Origin of the sequence: Bradyrhizobium sp. 1(2017), from assembly GCF_011602485.2 — a bacterium.
Classification (GTDB): Bacteria; Pseudomonadota; Alphaproteobacteria; order Rhizobiales; family Xanthobacteraceae; genus Bradyrhizobium.
The window spans coordinates 4237066-4261828 of record NZ_CP050022.2; the positions used below are offsets into that span (position 1 = coordinate 4237066).

The following is a 24763-nucleotide window of genomic DNA, read 5'->3' on the forward strand; positions in this document are numbered from 1 at the left end:
GCCCACCACGTCGATCTCGTATGTCGAGGGGACGGTGGGCACGGCGCTGCGCGCCTTTGCCCACCCTACGAGAGCAGCGAAGCTCGTTAGAACGGATGCACCGACAGCGTGCCGAACACGATCGCCGCGATGACGGCAAAGGCGCTGTACATCGCGACATGGTGCATGCTCGCCCCGGTCCGACGCGAGAGCGAGCGCGCGTAGAAATGCAGCCTGGCTTCCGCCGATAGTTCGCGCATGGTCGATCTCCAACGCCCCATTTGCGGGATTATGAAGGATCAACCAGGGCGGGAGGCAAGATAGCGGCGGAAAAAGCGATGAGGGTTCTCTGGAAACCCGGCATCGCGGTCACAAATTCTCCTCACCCCCGGGTTCCGAGAATCCTATTCGTTAAGATCCGAGCCAGTTGGAACCGGCCCGGATGACGATGGGATGACAGCCCGACTCCAGCGCGCCTTAGTAGACGTCGGCCTGGAAGCGGCCGGACTTTTTGAGCTCGGCGACGAAGCTGACGGCCTCATCGGTCGAACGCGCGCCGAACTGGGCGACGATATCCACCAGCGCGCGCTCGACGTCCTTGGCCATGCGCTTGGCATCGCCGCAGATGTAGAGATGCGCGCCTTCGGCAAGCCAGGTCCAGACCTCGCGGCCGACCTCCCGCATGCGGTCCTGCACATAGAACTTCTTCTCGCCGTCGCGCGACCAGGCCAGCGACATGCGCGTGAGCAGGCCCGACGTCTTCATCGCGTTGAGCTCCTCCTGGTAGAAGAAGTCGCAATCGCTGCGCTGGTGGCCGAAGAACAGCCAGTTCTTGCCGGGCGCGCCGGTGGCCTTGCGGTCGAGCAGGAAGGCGCGGAACGGCGCAATGCCGGTGCCTGGCCCGATCATGATGACCGGCGTCTTCGGATCCTGCGGCAGGCCGAAGCCGTGTGCTTTCTGCACATAGACCTTGAGCTTCTCGCCTTCGGCGATACGTTCGCCGAGGAAGGTCGAGGCAACGCCGAGCCGCTTGCGCTTGGCGACGAGGTAGCGCACGGAATCGACCGTCAGCGACAGCTTGCCCGGCGTCGCATTGTGCGAGGACGAGATCGAATAGAGCCGCGGCTGCAGCGGCTCCAGTGCCTCGACGAAGGCCTCCGGGTGCGGCCGCGTGCCGGAAAACTTCTGCAGCGCCGCCATCACGTCGAGCGTGGCGGCATCGCCGTCGGGATCCTCGCCTTGCGCCAGCGCCCGCGCCTTCTCGCGCTGCGCGCCGCCGGTGATGAAGGAGATCAGCTCGAACAGCGAGTCCGGTGCCGGCGACAGCGAGACGTCGTCGATCAGCACCTCGCGCAGCGTCTTGCCGTTGACCTTGGTGGTGTGGGAAGCGCCGAGCAGCGCGATGATCTGGTCGACGAGGCCGACATCGTTGCGCGAGAACACGCCAAAGCTGTCGCCGACGATGTAGTCGAGCTTGCTCTCGGAGAGATCGAACTCGACGTGGTAGGTTTCCTTCTCCGACTTGCCCTTGTTGAGGAGGCGGCGCGACAGGAAGGTCGCGGCAACGGGGTTGTCGCGCGAGCGGCCCGGCTCTGCGATCGTCACCGTCACGGCCGGCGCGGGAGCATCCGGCTTGTCCGCCGCCTTGGCCGCCGGAGCCTTGTCGAGCTCCTCGTACAGCGACTTCAGCATCCGCGCGGTTTCCTTGCCGCCGGGAACGCACAGATTGAGCCGCGCTTCGCTGCGGCCGGCGATCGCCTCGGAATAGTCGTGGCAATTGTAGCCGCACTGGCCGCAATCCTGCTGCGCCATCGCCGCCATCATCTTGCGGCGCACGGGACGGCCCTCGGCGAGCTTCATCCGATCGGCGATCGGCATGGTCTGGTCGTGCCACGGCGCTTCGCCGTCGTCGCCGTCACCGGCGCCTTGCATGACGGCGGCGCCCTGCTCTGCCGACAGCGGCGCGGCGACGTCAGGCGACAGCAGCCCGGCAAAGAATCCGTTCAGCCAGGAGCGCTGCGCGTCGGAGAACGGCGCGCTGGCGGGAATGATGTCGAGCCTGGGCGGAGGCGTGATCTGGTTCATGCGGACACCTGTGCATCGGCAAGCTTGCGCAGCGTTTCGCCGTCATGGCGGCGCGCAAAGGAGAGAAAGGTTTCGTCGGCAGACGCGCGATGGGCGATATAGGCCTTGAGCAGTCCTTCGACCGTCTTCGGCGCGTCCTCGGCCTTGAGGTCGTGATAGACCTCCTGGCCGACATCCGCGTCGGGGCCGAACCCGCCGCCGGTGAAGAGGTGATAACCCTCGACCGTGTCCTCTTCGCCAACCGGCACGCGCGCGCCAATCAGGCCGATGTCGCTGATGTAATGCTGCGCGCAGGAATGGTGACAGCCGGTGACATGGATGTTGACCGGCTTGTCCATCGCGACGCGCGGCTCGCACCAGTCGCCGATCTCGGCGGCATGGCGCTTGGTGTTCGCCGCGGCAAAGCGGCAGCCGGCATTGCCGGTGCAGGCGATCAGCCCGGCGCGGATGTGCGAGGCCTCGACGGCGAGCCCGATCTGCTTGATTGCCGCGACGGCGAGCTCGACATTCTCGTCGCGCACGCCCGATATCAGCAGGTTCTGCCAGACCGTGAGGCGGATCTCGCCGTCGCCGAGATCCCGCGCGACCTTGGCAAGGCCGCGCATCTGGTCGCAGCTGAGCTTGCCGAGCGTCAGCGACACGCCGATCCAGTTGAGGCCGTCCTGCTTCTGCTTGTGCACGCCGACATGCGCCATGCGGTCCGCCGCCGGTCGCGGAAGAAACGCCTCTTCGGGCACGCGGGTGAACGGCGTCTTCAGCCGCTCCTCGACGTGCCCCAGGAAGCCGTCATGGCCCATGGCGTCGAGCACATATTTCAGCCGCGCCTTGTTGCGGTTGGTGCGGTCGCCATGGTCGATGAACACGCGCACGATGGCATCGGCGACGGCGGTGGCGTGCTCCGGTTTGACGATGATGCCGGAATATTTCGCGAAATCCTTGTGGCCGGTGATGCCGCCGAGGCCGAGGCGGAACCAGATGCCGGGCTCGACGCCAAATCCGTCCTTCACCTCGTACGCCGTGAACGCGATGTCGTTGGTTTCTTCCAGCACCGCGATCCTGCCGGCGCCGTCGAATGCGACGTTGAACTTGCGCGGCAGGCCGTAGAGCGAGCGATCGTTGAGGATGTGATAGTGCCACTCGCGCGCATAGGGCCGCGTGTCGATCAGCTCTTGCGGATCGATGCCGGCGGTCGGCGTTCCCGTCACGTTGCGGATGTTGTCGGCGCCGGAGCCGCGCGAGCACAGGCCGAGGTCCTGGATGCCCTCGATCAGCTTGATCGCATTCTTTGGCGGGATCTCGCGAAGCTGGAGATTGGCGCGCGTCGTGACGTGGCTGTAGGGGCCGCAGAGCTCGTCGGCGAGATCGGCCAGGCCTGACAGCTGCCAGTGCTTCATGATGCCGTTCGGAATCCGCAGGCGGCTCATGTAGGAGTCCTGCGTCGGCGCGACATAGAAGATGCCGTAATAGCGCCAGCGGAAATTATCCGCCGGGCTCGGCGGCACGTTGTCGAGCGCCTGCTGGCGCAGCCGCGGATAGGCATCGAAGGGATGCTCATCGCGCTTGAACTTCTCCTGGTCGGCGAGCTTCTTGCCGGATGCGATGACCTTGTCCTGCGCCTTGATGTGCACGGCATCGGGACCGGTGGGCTCGGCACTCGCCTTGCCGGCGCCACCACCGCCCAGACCGCGCCCGACCCGGCTGATCTGCAAACCGGTCGTGAAGCCCTCGAGATAGCGTTTCTGCTCGTCGGTAAAGTCGACTGCGAGCGTATCGATTTTCATGGTCGGGAACGAAGCTCCTGCGGCCACCGGGGTGGCATCGACGGACATAGGCGCGACCCGAAAGGGAACCTGCTGGCACGAGAGCCGGCCTGGCCACCCAACGGTCCGATCAGCTTCGTTGCTGCGGGACTCGGCTCAGCAGGCACCTGTGACAAGCTGGCCGCACTGCAACATTCAAGTTGCGTGCCAGCTTCTGCGAAATAAAAGATTTGATGATTTCAATGGGTTAGTGACACTGCGGAAAAATTCCGGCGGCGGAAAGGCTCATGAAATTCGTGCAGCCGGCTCAAAATTTAGCCGGTGAATCGAATTGCCTATAAAATATGCAGGGGCGAATTAGGCCTTCCAGCGTCCGACGCCGAAGGCCTGAAGGTGCGCCAGGATGTTGCCGGCGTCGAATGCGGGGCCGGCAAAGGCTCCGATCGCTCCGGGTGCCCGTTCGGACGGTTGGCGGCCGAGCGCCGCATCGTAAAGGTCGGGCCTGAACACGGCCATGGCCGTCTTGACGCCATCCGGGCTCAAGGCCGCCTGCCCCCAACGCACCATCTGTGCATAGAGCCACGCGGCCTGAACCGGATCGGGGCGTCCAGCCTCCTCGCGTCCGACCAGCAGATAGCGGCCGCTCTCGCGGAAGGTGCCATCGGGCGAAATCTTCAGCCGTCCCGTCAGGGTGCGCTGGATGACTTCGGCATCGACGCCGATCCGCTCGGACCGCGCCAGGATCTGCGCCGCCTCGGCGAGGTTCGCCGGCTCCTCGATGAACTCGGCCCCCTTCACCGCCGCGCGCACGAGGGCGGCAACCACGTCCGGATGCTTGTCGGCCCAGACCTGGCGGACCGCCAGCACCTTCTCCGCCGCGCGGACCAGGATGTCGGAGACGAAATGCAGGATGTGGCCGATGCCGAGATCGACCGCGACCGAATTCCAGGGCGCACCGACGCAGAACGCGTCGACATGGCCATTGGCGAGACTGTCGACCATATAGGGGGGCGGCAGCACCACGAGCCGCACATCCTCGTCGGGATCGACGCCGGCCGCGGCCATCCAGAACCGCAGCTGGTAATTGTGGGTCGAGAACGGGAAGGTCATGCCGAAGGTGAGCGGATCGGCACCCTGGTTGCGGCGCCTGGCAACGACCTTCGCCAGCGCTTTCGCCGTGACCATCGGATCGAAACGGTCGCCGTCGATCTCTTCCATCAGCGCTGCGTGCAGCGCGGGCGAGACCGTGATCGCGTTGCCGTTGATGCCGAGATTGAAGGGCGCGGCGATCGGCACCTTGACGTGGCCGAGCCCGAGCGAGGACGCGATCGCGACCGGCGCGAGCAGATGCGCGGCGTCGAACAGGCCGATATTGAGCTTGTCACGGACGTTGGACCAGGAGACCTCGCGCACCAGCTCGACCTCGAGCCCTTCGGCCGCGGTGAATCCCTTGTCGACGGCGATGATCAGAGCCGCAGCATCGACCAGCGGAATGAACCCGATGCGGAGGGGAGCGGTCATTTCAGCATCTCCGACGCGGTGATGATCGACTGCGCGATCTCGCCGATTTTCTTCTTCTCGCGCATCGCGGTGGAGCGGAGCAGCACATAGGCCTCGTCCTCGGTGAGGCCCTTCACCTTCATCAGGATGCCCTTGGCGCGCTCGATGATCTTGCGGTCCTCCAGCTGCGACTTGGTGCGCTCCAGTTCCTCCTGGAGCTTGGCGAAGGCGTTGAAGCGGGACACGCAGAGGTCGAGGATCGGCTTGATGCGCTCCTTCTTCAGGCCGTCGACGATGTAGGCGGATACTCCTGCCTCAACCGAGGCCTGAATCGAGGCGGAATCGCTCTGGTCGACGAACATCGCGATGGGCCGCTTCACGGCGCGGCTGACCTGGAACATCGCCTCCAGCACGTCGCGGCTGGGGTTCTCCAGATCGATCAGGATGATGTCGGGGTCCACCGCATAAATACGGGCAAGCAGGCTCTGCATCTCGCGGATATGGACGACCTGCGTGAATCCGGCCTCCCGCAATCCCTCCTCCAGGATCGCAGCCCGGATCGGGCTTTCGTCGACGATCACGATTTTGGGCGACTGTTCGGCGCTCATAGCTCACTCACGGCAGGTGATTCATCCATAGCACGCCGGAACGCCCTGCAAAGGGTTGTAATTATGGGCAATTGGGACTAGCTCAGGCGCGTCAATCAGGCAGTTCAGATATGGATCAGACGGCTGCGCCCAAGGTCAGCTTCGTGTCGCTCGGGTGTCCCAAGGCATTGGTGGATTCCGAGCGCATCATCACGCGCCTGCGTGCCGAGGGCTACGAGCTCGCCCGCAAGCATGACGGCGCCGACATCGTCATCGTCAACACCTGCGGCTTCCTCGACAGCGCCAAGCAGGAATCGCTGTCGGCGATCGGCGAGGCCATGGCCGAGAACGGCAAGGTGATCGTCACCGGTTGCATGGGCGCGGAACCCGAGCAGATCGAGCAGGCCTATCCGGGCGTACTCTCCATCACCGGCCCGCAGCAATATGAGAGCGTGCTCGACGCCGTGCACCGCGCGCTGCCGCCCGCGCACAATCCGCATCTCGACCTGGTGCCGCCGCAGGGCATCAAGCTGACGCCGCGCCACTACGCCTATTTGAAGATCTCCGAGGGCTGCAACAACCGCTGCACCTTCTGCATCATTCCGAAGCTGCGCGGCGATCTCGTCTCGCGCCCCGCCAACGACGTGCTGCGCGAGGCCGAGCGCCTCGTCGGCGCCGGCGTCAAGGAGTTGCTGGTGATCTCGCAGGACACCTCGGCCTATGGCGTCGATCTCAAATATGCCGAGAGCCCGTGGAAGGACCGGCAGGTCCGCGCCAGATTCCTCGATCTCGCGCGCGAGCTCGGCGAGCTCGGCGCCTGGGTCCGGCTGCAATATGTCTACCCCTATCCCCATGTCGACGAGGTCATCGCGCTGATGAATGAGGGCAAGGTGCTGCCCTATCTCGACATTCCGTTCCAGCATGCGAGCCCGGACGTGCTGAAGGCGATGAAGCGCCCGGCGGCACAGGACAAGACGCTGGCGCGGATCAAGCGCTGGCGCGAGGAATGCCCCGATCTCGCTCTTCGCTCGACGTTCATCGTCGGCTTCCCCGGCGAGACCGATGCCGACTTCGCCTATCTGCTCGACTGGCTCGATGAGGCCGAGATCGATCGTCTCGGCTGCTTCAAGTATGAGCCGGTGGCCGGCGCCACCTCGAACACGATCGAGAACCCCGTGCCGGAAGAGGTCAAGCAGGAGCGCTACAACGCGCTGATGGCGCGCCAGCAGAAGATCTCGGCACGACGGCTGAAGCGCAAGGTCGGCACGCGCCAGCAGATCATCATCGACGAGGTCGGCCCGACTGTCGCCAAGGGACGGTCCAAGGCCGACGCGCCGGAGATCGACGGCGCCGTGTATCTCTCCAGCCGCCGGCCTCTGCGCGTCGGCGAGATCGTCACCGCCAAGATCGAGCGTGCCGACGAGTATGATCTGCACGGCAGCGTCGCGGGATTCTGACATACGCCGTCATCACCTTCAGGATGACGGGGGCGCATTTGGGCTCGCGGCGGTCGAAATCACGCTGCGGATGCTGTCACCCCAGCCATTTCGGCACCCAGCGCTCGGGGCGCGGGGCACGGGCGAGATCGGCCTTTGCTTCGGATAGCAGCGCCAGGTCGCCGTCAATCGTCGGGCGCAAATCGTATTCGAAGCTCGGCATGATCCGGCCGTCGGCATAGAGGCCGAAATTCATCGCGTACCACAGCCCGAGCTCGGGCTGGGCGCGACGCATCTGGTCGCGCAAGTCGCGCAGCAGGGATTCGATCGATGCCGCCTCTTCGAACGGCTGCGGTCCATGCGTGAGCACGCGTGCCTGGTATTGCGCGCCGACGATCGCGATCTCGAAGCGCGTCCGGTCCCACGGCTTCTTGCCCTTGGGCAGATGCGCCGCCAGGCGCCATCCGAGCTCGGCCATCAACCGATGGTTGGCCCAGTAGTCCTCGCGATCCCGGCTCCACTTCTCCACGAAACCGCGAAAGTCGGGCAGCTCCGCCGACGTATCGTCGGGCGCTGCCGTCTCGGCGGCCGGCCGTCCGGCAAGCCATTGCGCAAGCTCGACCGTCTGGCACTCGACCTCGTCATGCGGCTTCAGATCGCTCCAGGGATTGTCGAACTGCCGCGACGTCAGCTTGGCGAGCAGCCCGTCGAGGCTCGGCGCCAGCAATGCGTAATCGCCCTCCGAGCCCAGCCCGACGATCGGTGGATTGTCCCGGTCGAGACCGGCGCCATACCAGCCCCCTACGGCCGAGCCGTCGGGCAACCGCATGAACAGCGAAAACCTGTCCCGCAAGGGACTGCCATCGACAATCGGCGCGGAATCAGAGAACTGGCCTTGCAGCGAGAAGCAGCCGACGCTGCCCCAGGGGCGCCCCTCAAGCCAGCCGGCGAAGTCGACCAGCAAGGACAGTACTTCGACGCCCGGCGGGAAAGCGCCGCGAATGCTGTCGAGATCAATCGAATATTGCGTATCGGACAAAGCTGAAAACTATCTTGTTGGTCCCGCCCCTCTTGGTCTGAACCGCCACGCGTCCGGTTCGAACCAATTCGCGTCCTTTGATCACAAACGCGCCAGAGGCGCGATAGTTTCGGACCGGACGATCGATGACCTGGCGAATGACACCGACCGCCCGGCACACGCTGGACGCGCGTTTTGCAACTGTCCGCTTGACAAGTCCCGCCGTTCGGCTGTAGGGACGCGCCCCATGATCAACGCCCGGACCCATCAGCGCACCGAAATGCTCCGCCGTCGCTCCCGCGACGACGAGAGGGTGCGCCATGTCCGACGACGCCGCTGAACCACTGAATTCAGCTCAAGTCTTCGAGAAGGCCGCACCCGCAAGGTGCGGCCTTTCTGCTTTTTGCGCCTCTTTTTCCACCCGCCTCCAGAGGAGTTCGACATGACGACCGCCACCCATCCGTATGACGCGCTGATGGACATCACCGCACGGCCCAAGGCCGTCTTCGTCCGCGGTGCCGGCTCCTATCTCTGGGACGACGGTCGCAAGCGCTATCTCGATTTCGTGCAGGGCTGGGCCGTGAATTGCCTCGGCCACTCACCGCCCGCGGTTGCCGACGCGCTGACCGCGCAGGCCAAGCGATTGCTGACGCCGAGCCCGGCCTTCTACAACGAGCCGAGCCTCAAGCTCGCGCGCTCGCTCGTCGACAACAGCGTCTTCGACCAGGTGTTCTTCGCCAATTCCGGCGCGGAAGCCAACGAAGGCGCGATCAAGCTCGCACGCAAATATGGCAGCCTGCACAAGGGCGGTGCGTTCGAGATCATCAGCTTCGAGGGCGGCTTCCACGGACGGACGCTGGCGACGATGTCGGCCTCGGGCAAGAAGGCGTTCGAGCCGCTGTTCGAGCCGAAGGTCGCCGGCTTCAAGAAGGCCAAGCTCAACGACATCGCGTCGGTCGAGAAGCTGATCAACGACAACACCGTCGCGGTGATGCTCGAGCCGATCCAGGGTGAATCGGGCGTGTGGCCGGCGAGCGATCAGTTCCTGCGGGAGCTGCGCGCGCTCACCGAGGCGCACGGTCTGCTGCTGATCTTCGACGAGATCCAGACCGGCATGGGCCGGACCGGAAAGCTCTTCCACTACGAGCATGCCGGGGTCTCGCCCGACATCATGACGCTCGGCAAGGGCATCGGCGGCGGCGTGCCGCTCGCGGCCCTGCTCGCGACCGAACGCGCCTCCTGCTTCGCCCATGGCGATCAGGGCGGCACGTTCAACGGCAACCCGATCATGTGCGCGGCGGGGCTTGCGGTGCTTCAGGAGATCAGCAGGCCCGACTTCCTGAAGACCGTCACCGAGACCGGTCTCCTGCTCGAAAGCGAGTTGCAGAAGGTCTCGGCCCGGCATGGTCTCGGCGGCGTGCGCGGACGCGGGCTGTTGCTCGCGCTCGACCTCAAGCTGCCGATCGCGCCGGGCATCGTCGCGCAGGCGTTCGAGGAAGGCGTGCTGCTGAACGCGCCGCAGGTGGACACGCTGCGCTTCATGCCGGCGCTGAACGTCACGCGAGCCGAGATCGCCGAGATGATCGATTGTCTCGACGGGATCTTGACCAAGGCCGGCGCGGCACGGCGGGTCGCGTGAAGCCTGTCTCGTGCCCCGGACGCAGCGCAGCGCTTCTTCAGCGGTGCGCTGCAGAGCCGGGGCCCATCTCTCCGCAGCGTGGGTCGCATCTGGGTCCCGGCTCTGCGCCGCAACGCTTACGCGTTGCAGCTTGTCCGGGACACTGAAACGGATGGTGACAACAGCTCTACGGCTTCAGGATCGACGCGCCCGTGGTCTTGCGGCTTTCGAGATCGATATGCGCCCTGGCCGCGTCCTTCAGCGCGTAGGCGTGGTTGATCGGCACGTGAAGCTTGCCGTTGATGACGGCGGCGAACAGCGTGTCGGCGCCTTCCAGCAGCTCTTTGCGCGTGCCGACATAGTCGTTGAGCTTCGGCCGTGTCGCAAACAGCGAGCCGTGATTGTTGAGCTCGGCGATGGAGAACGGCGGCACCGGGCCTGAGGCATTGCCGAACGACACGAACATGCCGCGCGGCTTCAGGCAGGACAGCGAGCCCGGGAAGGTCGCCTTGCCGACGCCGTCATAGACGACGTCGCAGCCCTCGTTGCGGCTGATCTGCTTGACGCGCGCGACGAAGTCTTCCTCGTTGTAGAGGATGACGTGGTCGCAGCCGTTGGCTTCCGCAAGCTCGGCCTTCTCGCGCGAGCCGACGGTGCCGATGACATGGGCGCCCAACGCCCTCGCCCATTGACAGGCGAGCAGGCCGATGCCGCCGGCGGCGGCATGGATCAGCACGCGATGATGCGGCTCGACCTTGAAGGTCTTGTGCAGGAGATACCAGACCGTGAGCCCCTTCAGCATCAGCACGGCGCCCTGCTCGTGGGTGATGTGGTCGGGCAGCTTGACCAGCTTCTCCCAGGGGATGTTGCGCTCGCCGGTATAGGCGCCGAGATTGTGGTAGTAGGCGACGCGGTCGCCGGGATGGAAATGCGTCACGCCGGGACCGACGGCTGTGACCTCGCCCGAGGCCTCGTTGCCGGCAATGAACGGCAGTCCCGGCGCCTTGTAGAGGCCGGTGCGGTAATAGACGTCGATGAAGTTCAGGCCGACCGCGTGCTGGCGGATGCGCACCTCGCCGGGCCCGGGCGCCGGAACGTCGACGCTCTCATAGACCAGGGCTTCGGGGCCTCCGACCTTGTGCACACGGACGGCTTTGGTCATCACCTGACCTCCTCTTCTCGCCCCTGGAGCCCCGTGCCAATTGGAACGGAGCTCCAGTTTCCAGTTTCGATGCGTTTTCTTGACGCGAACCGGGGTCCGCTTCGCTCGAAACGCCATGAGCGAAAAACATCGCGCCCGCCTTGTCAACTCGACGGTGGCTGGAACGCCTAAACCGGGCGCTTGCCGGCCTTCCTGCGATTGCGCTTGGCAAGCACGTTGAAGAACTCCACGGCCGCCGAGAACGCAATCGCGAAATAGATGTAGCCGCGCGGAATGTGGAAATGGAATCCGTCGGCGACCAGCGCGACGCCGATCAGCACCAGGAACGCCAGCGCCAGCATCTTGGTGGTCGGATGCTCCGCGACGAAACGCGACACCGGACCCGACGAAATGTACATGATCAGGCAGGCGATCACGACCGCCGCGACCATGATCTCGATGTCCTGCGCCATGCCGATCGCGGTGATGATCGAGTCCAGCGAGAACACGATGTCGATGATGATGATCTGAACGATCACCCAGAAGAAGGCGTTACCCGCGGACCTCTCCCCGCCCTCGCCCTCGTCGGCTTCGACCTCACCGTGAATCTCGTGGGTCGCCTTGGCGATCAGGAACAGGCCGCCGCCGATCAGGATGAGATCGCGCCAGGAGAAATCGAAATCCGAAAACGAAAACACCGGCGCGGTCAGGCCGATCAGCCAGACCAGGAGGCTGAGCAGGATGATGCGGAAGATCAGGGCCAGCGCGAGCCCGATCTGGCGGGCGCGATGCGCCTGCTTCTCGGGGATGCGCGAGACGATCACCGAGATGAAGATGACGTTGTCGATGCCGAGCACGATCTCGAGCGCCGTCAATGTCAGCAGCGCGGCCCAGGCTTCGGGGCTGGTGAGCAGGTGCATCACGTGAAGGATCTCACCAGGCGGATCAGTGCGTCGCTGAAGCTGATCCAGAGCGCGATGGCGCAGAGCACCAGGGTCACGCCGGTGCCGACGCGGAAATCCATCGCCAGCACGTAGAGGGCGAGCAGCGACCAGATCGCGACCAGCGACATCGTCAGCCAGCGCAGCCGCACGACGCGGACCGGATGCAGCACGTGGAACGGCACGAAGGTCAGCACGACGAGTGCGGCAACCAGCAGCGTCGACCATAGCGGCGGCCAGTGCAGCAGAAACAAATAGAACGCCGCCGCATTCCACAGCGCCGGAAAGCCGCGGAAATGATTGTCGTCCGCCTTCATGCGCAGATCGGCGAAATATAATGCGCTGGTGACGATGATGGCGATGCCGAGCAAGGGCGCCGCGACCGGCAGCAGCATGCCGCTTGCGACGATCGCATAGGCCGGCACGAACACGTACGTGACGAAGTCGACCACGAGATCGAGCACGTCACCCGACCAGTTCGGCTGCACGTTCTTGACGTCGAGCCGCCGTGCGATCGGCCCGTCGATCGCGTCGATGATCAGGGCGATGCCCAGCCACTGAAACATCGCCGCCCAGTGCTCGCGCACGGCCTCCAGCATCGCGAGCAGCGCGATCGCCGCGCCGAAGGCGGTGAAGATATGCACCGAGAAGGCCGCGGCGCGCATCGCCGGTCTCGGCCTCAGGGAATCCTGCTGGGTATCCATGGCTTCTGCTATCAGAACGAGACCGATTTGCACATAAGCCATTGCGGCGCCCGGTCGCACAATTCGTCATAAAATCAGGGAAAAATAGGTGGGCTTGAATTTGCCGCCGGCCGTGTCAATTGTCGTTCCATGACAGACGCATCGACACTCCATGACGCTGCCGTGATCGGCGGCGGACCAGCGGGACTTGCAGCGGCGATCGCATTGGCGCAGGCGGGTGCGCGGACCGCGCTGGTGGCGCGGCGCGTGCCTTATGCCGACAACCGCACCACCGCGCTGCTGGGCGCCTCCGTCGAACTCCTGGAAACCCTCGACGTCTGGTCGCGCTGCAAGGACAAGGCGGCCGCGCTCGAGGTCATGCGCCTCGTCGACGACACCGGCCGGCTGTTCCGCGCGCCCGAGGTCCGGTTCTCCTGTCACGAAATCGGTCTCGACGCGTTCGGCTACAACATCGACAACCGTTCGCTGATGCTGGCGCTCGAAGAGCGGGCGGTCGAACTTCCTCATCTCGTCCGCTTCGACGACGAGGCCGAAAGCGTCGTGATCGAAGCCGACGACGTCGCCGTCCGCACGGTCTCTGGACAATTCCTCTCTGCCCGGCTCGTGGTCGGCGCCGACGGCCGGCATTCGCTGTGCCGGGAGGCCGCCGACATCACCGTGACGCGGCGCGAGCTGACGCAGACCGCGCTGACCTTGAACGTCGCCCATACGCGACCGCATCGCAATGTGTCGACCGAGTTCCACACGCCGTACGGCCCCTGCGTGTTCGTGCCCCTGCCCGGTGACCGTTCCAGCATCGTCTGGGTCGCGGCCCCTGCGGAAGCCGAGCGGCTGCGCAGCCTGAGTGACGAGGAGCTCTCTGCCGCGGTCGAGACGCAGTCGCATTCGATCCTGGGACGAATGACGGTCGAGCCCGGGCGCAACCTGTTCCCGCTGGCGATCGAACGCCCCATATCATTCGGCGGCGACCGCATCGCGCTGGTCGGGGAAGCGGCCCACGTGGTTCCGCCGATCGGCGCCCAGGGTCTCAACCTTGGCCTGCGCGATGCCGCCGACATTGCCCGGCTCGCAGGCGAAGCCATCGCAGCCGGCGAGGATCCCGGGGCGGGCGCTGTGCTCAAGCGCTACGACCGGGCGCGCCGTCCGGACATTCTGAGCCGGACCTTTGCGATCGACATCGCCAACCGCTCCCTGCTCAACGATTTCCTGCCGCTCCAGCCGGTCCGTGCCGTCGGGATGCACCTGCTCGGTGCGATCGGCCCGCTCCGGCGCTTTGCCATGCGCGAGGGATTGACGCCGACCTGGCGAAGGTAAGTGGCCTCACGGAAACGCCAGCCGCCCGCTCTGGATCGCCCACATCACGCTGGTCAGTGTGACCACAGAGGCGAAGGTGCCGAGCAGCACCGCGACGGACGCGGATTCGATCCAGGCATCGTTCTGCCGGGCGATCACGAACACATTCAGCGCCGGCGGCAATGAAGCCATCAGCACCGCAGTCGCGGCCCATGGCTGCGCGAACGGGCCGAACGCCAGCATCAGGCCGAACACCGCGAGCGGATGGATCAGCAGCTTGACCGCGATCACGCCCGGCACCTCCCACGGCACCCGGTCGAACGGGCGCAGCGCCACGGTCACGCCGAGCACGAACAGCGCGGTCGGCGCGGCAGCGTTCTGCAGGAAGGTAATGGTGCGATCGAGCGCAACCGGCAGCTCGATATGCAGCGCCGCCACCGCGGCGCCGAAGCATGCCGACATGATCAGCGGATTGAGCACGATCTGCTTCAGCACCACGCCGAAGGCGTGCACGAGCGAGGAATGGTCGCGGTCGGAGAGCTCGATCAAGAGCGGCACGATCGTGAACAGGAAGATGCTGTCGCAGCAGAAGATCAGCGCGGTCGGCGCCGCAGCCTTCGACCCGAGCACCGCAAGCGCCAGGCCTGGCCCCATATAGCCGATATTGCCGTAGCCGCCGGACAGGCCCGCGAGCGTCGCCTCGCGCAACGTCAATCGTCCCAGCAGCTTGCCGACCACCAGCGCCAGCGTGAACGCGACAACCGTCGACAGCGTGGTCGCGATCAGGAACGGCGGATTGTTCAACTCCGAAAACGGCGTTTTCGACATGATCGCGAACAGCAGCGCCGGCAGCGACACGTAGAGCAGGAAGAAGTTCATCCAGGCCAGACCCGATTCCGGCAAGGACTTGACCTTGCCACAGGCAAACCCGACGAAGATCAGGCCGAAATAAGGTAGAGCCAGATTGAGGATATCGACCATTGATGAAGTGTTTTCTGAGGACTTGCGGGCTATCCGCCCCTGACGCGAAGGTTAATTCCCGCTAAGGCCACTAGCATCGGCCACAATCCTGGTCTATCGACGGGGAATGATTATAGCGAGGACCGCCAAATTCCAGATCGGACAGGTCGTGCGCCACCGGATCTTCTCGTTCCGGGGCGTGATCTTCGACATCGATCCGGAATTCAACAACACCGAGGAGTGGTGGTTGTCGATTCCCGAGGAGGTGCGGCCCCACAAGGACCAGCCGTTCTACCACCTGCTCGCGGAGAACGCGGAATCCGAATACGTCGCCTATGTCTCCGAGCAGAACCTGTTGCCGGACGATTCCGGCGAGCCGGTCCGGCATTCACAGGTCGCCGAGATCTTCATCAAGGACAAGGCCGGCGGCTATCGCCCGCGCAATCCGTCGCTGAACTGATCGTCGCCGATCGTCGGCCAGCAAAAAAGGCGCTCGAACCGAGCGCCTTTTTCATGTCCGGGATTTGGTCCCGCTTACTTCTGGGCAGTCGGCGGTGCGCCGGGAGCCGCACCCTGCTGCTCGAGCTTCTTGCGCTGCTCCTCAGCCTTCTTCTGAAGCTCTTCCTGGAGCTTCTTCTGGGTCTCCTCGAACACCTTCGGATCGGTCGGCGGACCGTCATAGGCCTTCTGGAATTCGCCGGAGAGCGGCAGCGGCAGGGTCAGCGGCGCGCCGTTGGCATTGATCGCCTGGACAACGAGGTTCTGGCCCTTCTTCATGCTGTTGATGAGCTCGGGCGTGGCCTCGTAGTCGGACATGCAGCCGTTCTGGAAGCAGATCACATAGGGCTGCTGAAGCGGCGCGTTGCTGTCGACGATGATGCGGGTGCCGTGCACGAGCTGCATGCCGAGCGGCAGCGTCACGCGCAGGATCTTCTTGGGCTCGCCTTCGGGCTCGATGATCACCGCGGCGATGACCGGCTGCCCCGACTCGATGCGGCCGTCCTTGCCGGTGAAGCAGACCTGCTTGGCGTTGGCGTCCTGGCCCTTCAGGCAGAACTTGGTCCAGGGGGCGTAGATCAGCTGGATCTGCTGGTCGGCCGGCTGGGCTGCGCCCTGCTGCTGGCCGCCCTGCGCCGGAGCCGGCTGCTGGGCCTGCGGAGACGCTGCGGGCGCCGGAGCCTTCGGGGCGGCCTTCGGAGCAGCCTTCGGGGCCGGGGTCGCCTTGGGCGCGGGCGCGCCGGGAGCCGGTGCGGGAGCTTGGGCCTCAGCGGCAAACGGTACGACCAATGCCGTCGCCGTCAACAGGGCGAGGAGCCGCCCGCGCGGCCGGACGGACGCGGCCAAGTAACGGAAATTCATTGCGGAAAACCCTTTCTGAACGGGAAGTGCCCGAACCGCTCGAAGCGCCGAACCTGGCCGCCCTGGGCGCGGCTCTCTCCCCGTCAATTGAGGCGGATAAGTGACGGGCTCGACTCTTCCGCGATCGGGTGCCTTCTTAACGTGGCCGACGAAAAGATCAATGCCGACAGGCGTCTTTGGCCACATCCTCAGCTGCGCTCCGGGAAATTCCCTGTGATAGGATTCAGGCCCGCCGGTCCTCGAATCAACGTGTGCCGATGTTCATGTTCCAGCGCCTCGTCGAGGGCTCCGGACCCCGCATTTGCCGCCTCGCCCCGGCGCTGGTTTTGGCCCTTGCCATCGGACTGCCGGCCGGCGGCGCGCGGGCCGAGGAAGCCCATGCCATCGCCATGCACGGCAAGCCGGCGATGCCGGCCGATTTCACCCACATGCCCTACGCCAATCCGGACGCGCCGAAGGGCGGCCGCATGGTCTGGGGTGTTCTCGGCACCTTCGACAGTCTCAATCCCTTCATCGTCAGGGGATTGGCCGTTCAGCAAATGCGGAGCTACGTGATCGAGAGCCTGCTCGCGCGCGGACAGGACGAGCCGTTCACGCTCTATGGCCTGCTCGCCAGGACGGTCGAAACCGACGACGACCGCACCTTTGTCACCTTCCGCCTCGATCCGCGCGCCCGCTTCTCCGACGGCAAGCCGGTGCTTGCCGAGGACGTGCTGTTCTCCTGGCAGCTGCTGCGCGACCACGGCCGCCCCAATCACCGGCAATATTACGCCAAGGTCGCGAAGGCCGAGGCGCCCGATCCCCTCACCGTCCGCTTCGACCTCACTGGTGCCAATGACCGCGAGTTGCCGCTGATTCTCGGCCTGATGCCGATCCTGCCGAAGCACGCGGTCGACGCCGGGACGTTCGAGGAGACGACGTTGACCGGCCCGGTCGGCTCGGGCCCCTATCGCGTCACGGCCGTGAAGCCCGGCTCCAGCGTGACGCTGACCCGCAATCCAAATTATTGGGGCCGCGATCTGCCGATCAATCGCGGGCTCTACAATTTCGACGAGATCAGGCTCGACTATTTTCGCGAGGCCAACGGCCAGTTCGAGGCCTTCAAGCGCGGGCTCTATGATTTCCGTGTCGAGCACGAGCCGCTGCGCTGGCACGACGGTTATGATTTTCCGGCCGCGCGAAGCGGCGACGTGATCCGCGACACCATCAAGCCGGGCGTGCCGCAACCCTCCGAATTCCTGGTGTTCAACACCCGCCGTTCGATCTTCGCCGACATCCGCGTCCGCAAGGCGCTGACTCTGTTGTTCGATTTCGAGCTGGTCAACCGCAACTATTTCTTCGGCCTCTATTCGCGCGTCGCCGGCTATTTCGCCGGCTCAGAGCTGTCGGCCTATGGCCGCCCCGCGGATGGGCGCGAGCGCGAGCTGCTCAAGCCATTCGCCGCGCAGATCCCGCCCGACATCATGGACGGCAGCTACCGCCTGCCCGTCACCGACGGCTCGGGGCGCGACCGCACCGCGCTGCGGGCTGCGCTGAAACTGTTGTCGGAGGCCGGCTACGATCTCGACGGAACCGTGCTGCGCAATCGCACGACCAAGGCGCCCTTCACCTTCGAGATCATGGTCACGACCCGTGACCAGGAGCGCGTCGCGCTCGCCTTCCAGCGCGACCTCAAGCGTGCCGGCATCGAGCCAACCGTGCGCTCGGTCGATCCCGTGCAGTTTGACCAGCGCCGGCTCGCCTACGAGTTCGACATGATCCAGAACCGCTGGGACCAATCGCTGTCGCCCGGCAACGAGCAGTATTTCTATTGGGGCAGCGCCGCGGCCGACAATCCGGGCACGCGCAACTACATGGGCGCCAGAGATGGAGCAGTCGATGCCATGATCGCCGCACTGCTGGAGGCCCGTGAACATACGGATTTCGTTCCGGCGGTCCGGGCGCTCGACCGCGCCCTGATCGCGGGCTTCTATACAATCCCGCTGTTTAACGTATCCGAGCAATGGATCGCGCGCTGGAATCGGATAGAACGGCCCAAGGCCACTTCGCTGTCCGGCTATCTGCCGGAGACCTGGTGGTCGAAGGGGCCGCCGCAAGCGCATCAAGCAAAGTGACGCCGTGAACCAGCCAGCAATATCGCCGACGCTCGACACGCTGTTTCAGCGCACGCTGACCCGGCAGCCGCACGCGCCGGCCCTGCTCGATCCCCTCAACAAGGCGCGCGTGACCGGGCACCAGCCGCGGCGGATGACCTACGCCGAGGCCGATACGGCCATCGAGGCGCTGTCGGCGTATTTCGTCGAATCGGGCCTGCCGGCCAATTCCGTCATCGCGATCCAGCTCCCGAACACGGTCGAGTTCGTGCTGACGGTGCTGGCCGCCCATCGTGCCGGCCTCGTCGTCGCCGTGCTGCCGCTGCTGTGGCGGCACGCGGAACTCACCGCCGCGCTCAACCGCACCGCGGCGCGTGCCATCGTCACCATGAGCACGGTCGACGGCATCAGCTATGCCGACCTTGCGATGCATGCCGCGGCAGAAGCCTTCTCGATCCGTCACGTCTGCGGCTTCGGCACCGACCTGCCGGAAGGCATGGCTTCGCTCGACGACGTGCTGGCCCGCCCGCCCGGCACCACGCGCGCCGTCATCCAGGACGGTCGCAAGGCGGCGATGATTTCCTTCGACGTCACGGCAGAAGGCTTCCGTCCGGTGCCGCGGCCGCATTTCAGCCTGATCGCCGGCGGGCTCGCGATGTCACTGGAAGCCGATGTCAGGCAGGGGGCGACCGTGATGGCGGCGTTCGCGCCGATGTCGTTCGCCGGACTGGCCTCCTCGCTCGCAGTGTGGCTGCTGTCCGGTGGCACGCTGGCGCTGCATCATCCCTTCGAGATCGACGTGCTGGAGCAGCAGATCACCGAGCACGAATGCGAGGTGCTGATAGCGCCGGCCCAGCTCGCGCTGCGGCTCGGCGGTTCCGACCTCGCGGCGCGGACGCCGACATTGCGCAACGTCATCGGCCTCTGGCGCGCGCCCGAGCAGGTTGCCGCAAGCGATGCCTGGACCGCGCCGCATGCGCCGCTGACCGACGTCTATCTGTTCGGCGAGGCTGGCCTGTTCGGTGCCCGCCGCGGCGAGAACGGCATGCCTGTCCCGGTGATGCCGGGCCCGCACGGCGCCCCGCGCGAACAGTCCGGCTCCTCCATCGCCGGCGAGATCCTGCTGACCCCGAAAGGCACGCTCGGCCTGCGCGGTCCGATGGCGCCGATTGCGGCCTACGCGCCGCCGCAACCGGTCGGCGAGACCCTGATCGCGCAGCCGCCACGCGACTATGTCGACACCGGCTATGCCGCGCGGATCGATCGTCCGAGCGGCGCGATCTGCATCACTGCGCCGCCCTCCGGCATCATGGCCGTCGGCGGCTACCGGTTCCTCTCCAACGATCTCCAGGAATGGGCCCGCCGGCTCGGTCAGGGTGCCCTGCTCACCGCGTTGCCCGACCGCCTTTCCGGGCACAGGCTGGCAGGAAGGGCCCAGGACAATGCCCGTGCTCGCGAGGCACTCAGCGAGCTCGGGCTTAACCCCCTGATGGTCGAGGCCTTTCGCGACCGCTCCGGGCCGGCTTGAGCGCCGTTTTCGCCTGATACGTTGACGCAGCATTAAGGCGGTCAATCTAGATTGCGCGGCACCTGTTGCGTGATCAGAGTTTTCTTGATGTCCCAGGCGGGCCCGATCCTGTTTGTGTCCAATACCGAGCGCCCCGCCTTCATTGCGGCGCTGGACGAGGCCCGGCTCTTTCCCGTGGTCGACACCGACTGGGCCAGCGCCGCCCGCGCGGTCGAACAAGTGCAGCCGGCCGCCGTTCTCGCCGCGATGTCCGGTGGGCACGAACCGTATCTGGCGGTGTTCGCCAAGAAGGTCGCCAGCCAGTCGCCCTACCTGCCCTTCGTCGCCATGGATGCTGCGGGCACGCTGCCTCCCAATGCCCTGCCCTTCGCCTCACGCGGCGGCAATCCCGACCGGCTGATCGCACGCCTCCGCGCCGCGCTCCGCGTGCGCACGCTTCACGCCACCGTGCTGCGCCGGTTGCCGGAAGCGACGGTCAGGCTGCCGGAGGCCGATCCCGCACGCGACGCCACCGTGCTCCTGATCGGCCGCGGCGCGGCTTATCCTGCGCTCTCGGTGGCTCTCGGCGAACGCGCCGGCGTCATCGGCGCGCTCTCGATCGAGGCCGCCGCAAAGCATCTCAACACCCGCGACCTCGACGGCGTCGTGCTCGCCGAAGGTTTCACGGCGCGCGTCACCGATGCCTTCCTGACGGTGCTCGCCGAGGACACCCGCTTCCGTAACCTGCCCGTCGTCGTCACCGCTCACCAGCTCGCGCAGAGCTACGATCTTCCCAATCTCGAACTGATCTCCGGCGAGCCGACGCGGGTCGCCGCCAATGCGCTGCCGCTGATCCGCCAGCATGCGATGGAAGCGCAGCTGAGCCGCACGCTGCGCTCGATCGACGCCGGCGGCTGGCTCGATCCGCGCAGCGGCCTGCTCACGGTGGAAGCCTTCGCCCGCGATTTTGCCAAGGCGGTCGAGCAGACACTCGCCCGCGGTGGCGGTCTCTCCGTCGCGCGCTTCGCCTTCGATCCCGGCAATTCCCGCGCCCAGCTCGACGCCGCGCGCATTCTGAGCCGCCTGATGCGGCAGATGGATTTTGGCACGGCGCAGAAGGACGGATCGGTGATCGTCGTGTTCGCGGAGACCGACTTCCGCACCGCGCACATGATCGCCCGCCGCCTCTCCGCGGTGATGCGGCACACCTCCAACGGCAAGCACGAGATGCGCAGCGATCCCGTCGTCAGCGTGGACTCGCTGTCGCCGTCGGATACCGCAAGGTCGTTGCTGGCGCGGCTGTCGGCGGACGCCTCGCGCGCGGCGTCCTGACTCTCGCCGCCTGCTCCAATCAGGTTCGGGGTGCGGGGCCAATTGTGGTCCGTCAGGGCCCTTTCCCGGCGGCCGTCAGCTTGGCCAGCTGGGACGCGGTTTGGGTCGCGATGGCCGATTGCAGGTCCGGACTGACCTTCGGCAGCAGGGCTCTTTGCGAGCGGACGGCGAGACGGAACAGGTCCGGCCAGCCCGGCAATTGATCCCGATGAGCCTGGTTGAGAAACTCCGTGGTGAGACCGAGCGCCTGTCGCGTGCCGTCCATGGCACGGCAGTCGGCGAACGCGGCCGCGGACTGGAAGCCGAGAGCGATGGCATCGTGCAGGCGATCCTCGACCGCGCAGATGCGGGCGCGATCGAGCAGAAACTGCGCGACGCGGACCGGCTGGTTCATGGCGCGGGCGTGGTCCAGCGCCTGCCTGGCGACCTGATCCGCTTCCTGCGTTTCGCCCGCCATGGTGAGGGCCTGGACCAAGGCGCCCGCAGCAGAAAGATCCTCGAGGTCGCCGAAAGCATGCCGGGCGAGGTCACGGTACTGCCTCGCTGCCGCCACGGCCTCCGGGGCCCGATGCAGAACCAGCAGCGCGCGGGTCTCGTCGCCCTTGAAAGCCGCACGCTCCTTCACATCATCCAGTTCGGTGGCGAGTGCAAAGCCTTCACGGGCAATGTCGAGCGCGCGCTCCTTGTCCTGATTGATGCGGGCCAATTGGCCGACGCGCCCGAGCGCAAGCAGCCGCTGTCTGCGATCGCCGGCCGGAACGTTGGCGAGGGCCCGTTCCGCCGTGGCGAAGGCCTCCTCCATGTTTCCGGCGGCACGCAGCGCATCGCTACGCAGGTTGAGCGCGGCGGTCGACTCGTCGTCGGCCAGCAAATCCAGGGCGTCCTGGATGCGCCTTTCCGCGAGCGCGATACGCGCACCGGCATAGTGGATCAGCCCTCGATGGCGGGTGCGGGCGGCATCGGAAAGTCCGGCGCGGTCGAGCAGCGCCTGCGCAGCGGCAACCTCGGCGGCGCGAGCGGGCACGTGGTCATGCCGGTCCTCCGCCTCGCGGGCCAATACGGAAAGGCGGTCGGCCTCTATGTCGAGCCGATCCGCGTCGGGCGCGGGCCAGCGCTGGTCGAGCACGCCGATCAATTGTCCGGCGACCGTCCATAGCAGTTCCTGCATCGGCCGGATGAAGATGCCGGGCGGCCCCCCACTGCCCCGCTCCAGCGATCGCAGCAAGGCGTTCAACACTTGCCTGATACCCTTCGCCAACGCTTCGCGGCGTGAGCGATTGTCGGAGAGCGTTGCGAGATGCGCGCTGGCCGTGCCGGCAAAGATATAGGCCCGATCGGTGTGACGATCGACACCGGTCTGGCGGATGGCGCGGGCAATCGACCAGCCATGCTGAACGGTGCGCTCGATCACCGATCTGGCAAGCCGCGCCGCCTGCTCCGCATCCACCGGCCAGAGCGTGCCGATATAGCCGCGGGCCCCGGTGCGCATGAACTCGCGACAAACACCGACCCAGCTCAGACAGGAATTGTTGAAGATGAAAGGCCGGCTCGGCAGCGCGTTTCGATACAATTTCCAGGCCGGCAGCTCGCCATCGGCCAGCACGATCTCCTGCTGCTTGCCGTGGGTGTTGAAGTGAATGAACTCGATCGGGAGAAGCTCGCCGAGAGGGATCAGATTGAGCGCCGCGGCCGCGGCATCCGACAGCAACAACACAATGGCGGGCCGGTCATTCAGCACGCGCAGCACGTCGGCGGTTTCGTTGGTCTTGAATTCGCCGGTGTCGAACAGCAGCGTGAAGCCGATCACATCGGCAGCCGGTGTGTCGAGCAGTTCCGTCAGCACGATCAGGGTCGGGTCGCCGGCGACGTGGCCGATCGTCTTGCCGGTCCAGTCGGCGCCGCACTTGCGGACAAAGCTGTAAGGCACCGCCTGGGTGAAGACTGTGAGATCGCGCTCGCCGATCGCCGTGACCACTGCGTCGGGAACAGCGTCGTTCACGGCGTCTTCGATCGCCTGTAGCGGGCCCGCGATGTCAGGGCTTTCCGTAAGCGACCGCCACCACTCCCGCACGGCGGCAAACAACTTGTCGCCGGATCTGCCGGACATGGTGGAGAGCGCGTTGGATATGGCAGCAGTAACGGGCGCCGGCGTCAGCACCAGATGGGCGCGCCGCTCGTGGGCATATTGCACGCCGATCAGGGCCGTCGCGTCCGGTTCGGATTCGATCTCGACCAGAACCGCCTCGGCGGCCTCAGTCGCCGGCAGGTTGGGACGTGCGGCAGCCCCCGGCGCCAGAGGACGGCCCGTCTCGAGCGCGCTCGCCAAGGCCGCGAACCAACCGAACGCATCGTCATGCTCCGGGCCTTGCGGGTCCGGGAGCGCCGTATCGTGGCCGCAGGCCGACCAGGCGCGCATCGCAAGCGTGTCGAGGCCAGGGTCGAGCCGAATGCGCTCGGTGGCATTGGGCAGAACGGGCGTCCGGTCGGGACCAATCCGGCTGACCGGGATGGCCTCGATCAGGTCGAGCTCGCCGGGTGCAGGGTCGAACAGCAGGATGGCACGGCTCGGCGGCTGCTTTGCCAGCAGGCCGCCAAGCGAAAGTTGGTGGCGCCACCACGAGCGGAACGGCGTGAGCGCCAACGCGGCCGCGTCGACGGCGGCGTTGAGTGCGGAGATTTCGGCCAGCGTCGCAACTTGCCGGGCCATGGCGGTGCCGGCCATGGCGTCCCGCTGATTGCGGACGGCGACATAGGCATCATACAGGCGGCGATAGCCATCGTCGGTGACAGGCGGCGGTTCGATGACGAGCAGCGGCGTGAAGCAATCGGTTGGACAGCAAGACAGCACGATGGCCGCTTCGCGCCATTGCGCAGGGCGGCACAGGACGACGAGACCCGATGGGCGGCTCGGCGTCGCCGAGGTCATAGCGCGTCCAGAAAGCTGTGAAGCGGCGAGAGGCGGGCTGGCGCGGCCTCCGTGCCCGCCGCCTTGGTCTGGCTGGTTTTCTTCTTCTTGGTGCCAGCCGCAGCTGCATGGGCCTTGCCGATCAGGACATCGGTTGAGATGCCATTGTAGAAGGCGGAATACAGGTTGGCGCTCGGCAGGATCATCGCCACCACACCTGCAATGCCGGCATAAAGCAATGAGAAGAATATCAGCGAGGGCGACCAGGTGTAGGTGCCGCCGTCCCGCAAGACATTGACCTGGCGTATAACTTCAGGAGCGAGGGCGCCGAGCGCGCCGAGAAGAAAAAAAAGAGGTTGCCAATCCGCCATGACACAACCCTTTTAATATTCGACGACAATATACTGCGTAAGGTTGATCGTAACAGGGGCCTCGCCTGAATTCAAGAATGACGTTCGGTGCGACTGCGCGGGCGGCTGGCGGCACCCACCGCTCCGTCGCGATAATGGCAAAGCGTCTCTCGGACGCGGCGCAGCGCTTCAACT

The 24763-nt window shown here is 65.8% G+C and carries 20 protein-coding genes; 7 read left to right on the forward strand and 13 right to left on the reverse strand.

Going from position 1 to position 24763, the window contains the following annotated elements; all coding sequences use genetic code 11:
• Positions 1-86: 86 nt before the first annotated feature.
• From HAP40_RS20080 to HAP40_RS20100, 5 genes are all read right to left on the reverse strand, one after another.
• Positions 87-239 carry a hypothetical protein gene (locus HAP40_RS20080; protein ID WP_036028094.1) on the reverse strand — a complete coding sequence of 51 codons (153 nt, stop codon included), beginning with the start codon at positions 237-239 and terminating at the stop codon, positions 87-89.
• A 217-nt stretch (positions 240-456) separates the two neighbouring features.
• On the reverse strand, positions 457-2064 hold the full coding sequence (locus tag HAP40_RS20085) for a sulfite reductase subunit alpha (RefSeq protein ID WP_166816191.1): 1608 nt from the start codon (positions 2062-2064) through the stop codon (positions 457-459).
• A complete protein-coding gene (locus HAP40_RS20090) occupies positions 2061-3845 on the reverse strand; it encodes a NirA family protein (protein ID WP_166816190.1) in 1785 nt (594 codons plus the stop codon). Before HAP40_RS20090 ends, HAP40_RS20085 begins: the two co-directional genes overlap by 4 nt.
• 336 nt (positions 3846-4181) lie before the next feature.
• A complete protein-coding gene (locus tag HAP40_RS20095) occupies positions 4182-5345 on the reverse strand; it encodes a CmpA/NrtA family ABC transporter substrate-binding protein (RefSeq protein WP_166816189.1) in 1164 nt (387 codons plus the stop codon).
• Positions 5342-5932: an ANTAR domain-containing response regulator gene (locus HAP40_RS20100; protein WP_008564898.1), complete on the reverse strand. Its 591-nt coding sequence runs from the start codon at positions 5930-5932 to the stop codon at positions 5342-5344. Before HAP40_RS20100 ends, HAP40_RS20095 begins: the two co-directional genes overlap by 4 nt.
• A 110-nt stretch (positions 5933-6042) precedes the next feature.
• Here HAP40_RS20100 and rimO point away from each other — a divergent pair, with 110 nt between their 5' ends.
• Positions 6043-7368, forward strand: coding sequence for a 30S ribosomal protein S12 methylthiotransferase RimO (rimO, locus tag HAP40_RS20105; protein WP_166816188.1), 1326 nt, complete (start codon positions 6043-6045; stop codon positions 7366-7368).
• A 76-nt stretch (positions 7369-7444) separates the two neighbouring features.
• Here the strand turns inward: rimO and HAP40_RS20110 are convergent, their stop codons facing one another.
• Positions 7445-8386, reverse strand: a complete 942-nt coding sequence (locus HAP40_RS20110) for a hypothetical protein (RefSeq protein WP_166816187.1) — start codon at positions 8384-8386, stop codon at positions 7445-7447.
• A 421-nt stretch (positions 8387-8807) separates the two neighbouring features.
• Here HAP40_RS20110 and HAP40_RS20115 point away from each other — a divergent pair, with 421 nt between their 5' ends.
• Complete coding sequence (locus HAP40_RS20115; protein ID WP_166816186.1) at positions 8808-10004, forward strand: acetylornithine transaminase; 1197 nt, start codon at positions 8808-8810, stop codon at positions 10002-10004.
• Between the two features lie 166 nt (positions 10005-10170).
• Here the strand turns inward: HAP40_RS20115 and HAP40_RS20120 are convergent, their stop codons facing one another.
• The 3 genes from HAP40_RS20120 to pcsA all read right to left on the reverse strand — a co-directional run bounded on the left by HAP40_RS20120 (position 10171) and on the right by pcsA (position 12811).
• Entirely contained in the window at positions 10171-11145 is a 975-nt protein-coding gene (locus HAP40_RS20120) for a quinone oxidoreductase family protein (RefSeq protein WP_166816185.1), read from the reverse strand.
• 167 nt (positions 11146-11312) lie between these two features.
• On the reverse strand, positions 11313-12047 hold the full coding sequence (locus HAP40_RS20125; protein WP_166816184.1) for a TerC family protein: 735 nt from the start codon (positions 12045-12047) through the stop codon (positions 11313-11315).
• Entirely contained in the window at positions 12044-12811 is a 768-nt protein-coding gene (gene pcsA / locus HAP40_RS20130) for a phosphatidylcholine synthase (protein WP_166816183.1), read from the reverse strand. Before pcsA ends, HAP40_RS20125 begins: the two co-directional genes overlap by 4 nt.
• Before the next feature lie 87 nt (positions 12812-12898).
• Here pcsA and HAP40_RS20135 point away from each other — a divergent pair, with 87 nt between their 5' ends.
• Positions 12899-14083 (forward strand): UbiH/UbiF family hydroxylase, encoded by a 1185-nt coding sequence (locus HAP40_RS20135; RefSeq protein WP_166816182.1) that lies wholly within the window; start codon positions 12899-12901, stop codon positions 14081-14083.
• Positions 14084-14089: 6 nt separating this feature from the next.
• Here HAP40_RS20135 and HAP40_RS20140 read toward each other — a convergent pair whose 3' ends face one another.
• Positions 14090-15043 (reverse strand): AEC family transporter, encoded by a 954-nt coding sequence (locus HAP40_RS20140; protein ID WP_166816181.1) that lies wholly within the window; start codon positions 15041-15043, stop codon positions 14090-14092.
• A gap of 106 nt (positions 15044-15149) precedes the next feature.
• Here HAP40_RS20140 and hspQ point away from each other — a divergent pair, with 106 nt between their 5' ends.
• Entirely contained in the window at positions 15150-15482 is a 333-nt protein-coding gene (gene hspQ / locus HAP40_RS20145; RefSeq protein ID WP_166816180.1) for a heat shock protein HspQ, read from the forward strand.
• Between the two features lie 74 nt (positions 15483-15556).
• On the opposite strand, the gene HAP40_RS20150 is transcribed toward hspQ, so the two are convergent.
• A complete protein-coding gene (locus HAP40_RS20150) occupies positions 15557-16381 on the reverse strand; it encodes an invasion associated locus B family protein (protein ID WP_166816179.1) in 825 nt (274 codons plus the stop codon).
• A 257-nt stretch (positions 16382-16638) separates the two neighbouring features.
• Between HAP40_RS20150 and HAP40_RS20155 the strand changes: the two genes are divergently transcribed.
• The 3 genes from HAP40_RS20155 (at position 16639) to HAP40_RS20165 (ending at position 21313) form a co-directional block, all read left to right on the forward strand.
• A complete protein-coding gene (locus tag HAP40_RS20155) occupies positions 16639-18495 on the forward strand; it encodes an extracellular solute-binding protein (RefSeq protein ID WP_166819436.1) in 1857 nt (618 codons plus the stop codon).
• A gap of 4 nt (positions 18496-18499) precedes the next feature.
• Complete coding sequence (locus HAP40_RS20160) at positions 18500-20002, forward strand: class I adenylate-forming enzyme family protein (RefSeq protein ID WP_166816178.1); 1503 nt, start codon at positions 18500-18502, stop codon at positions 20000-20002.
• An 87-nt stretch (positions 20003-20089) separates the two neighbouring features.
• The gene (locus tag HAP40_RS20165) at positions 20090-21313 is read left to right on the forward strand and encodes a GGDEF domain-containing protein (RefSeq protein ID WP_166816177.1); all 1224 of its coding nucleotides are present in this window, start codon (positions 20090-20092) and stop codon (positions 21311-21313) included.
• Between the two features lie 52 nt (positions 21314-21365).
• Here HAP40_RS20165 and HAP40_RS20170 read toward each other — a convergent pair whose 3' ends face one another.
• Positions 21366-24035: a CHAT domain-containing protein gene (locus tag HAP40_RS20170; protein WP_334270700.1), complete on the reverse strand. Its 2670-nt coding sequence runs from the start codon at positions 24033-24035 to the stop codon at positions 21366-21368.
• Between the two features lie 200 nt (positions 24036-24235).
• The gene (locus tag HAP40_RS20175) at positions 24236-24589 is read right to left on the reverse strand and encodes a hypothetical protein (protein WP_166816175.1); all 354 of its coding nucleotides are present in this window, start codon (positions 24587-24589) and stop codon (positions 24236-24238) included.
• Positions 24590-24763 lie beyond the last annotated feature (174 nt).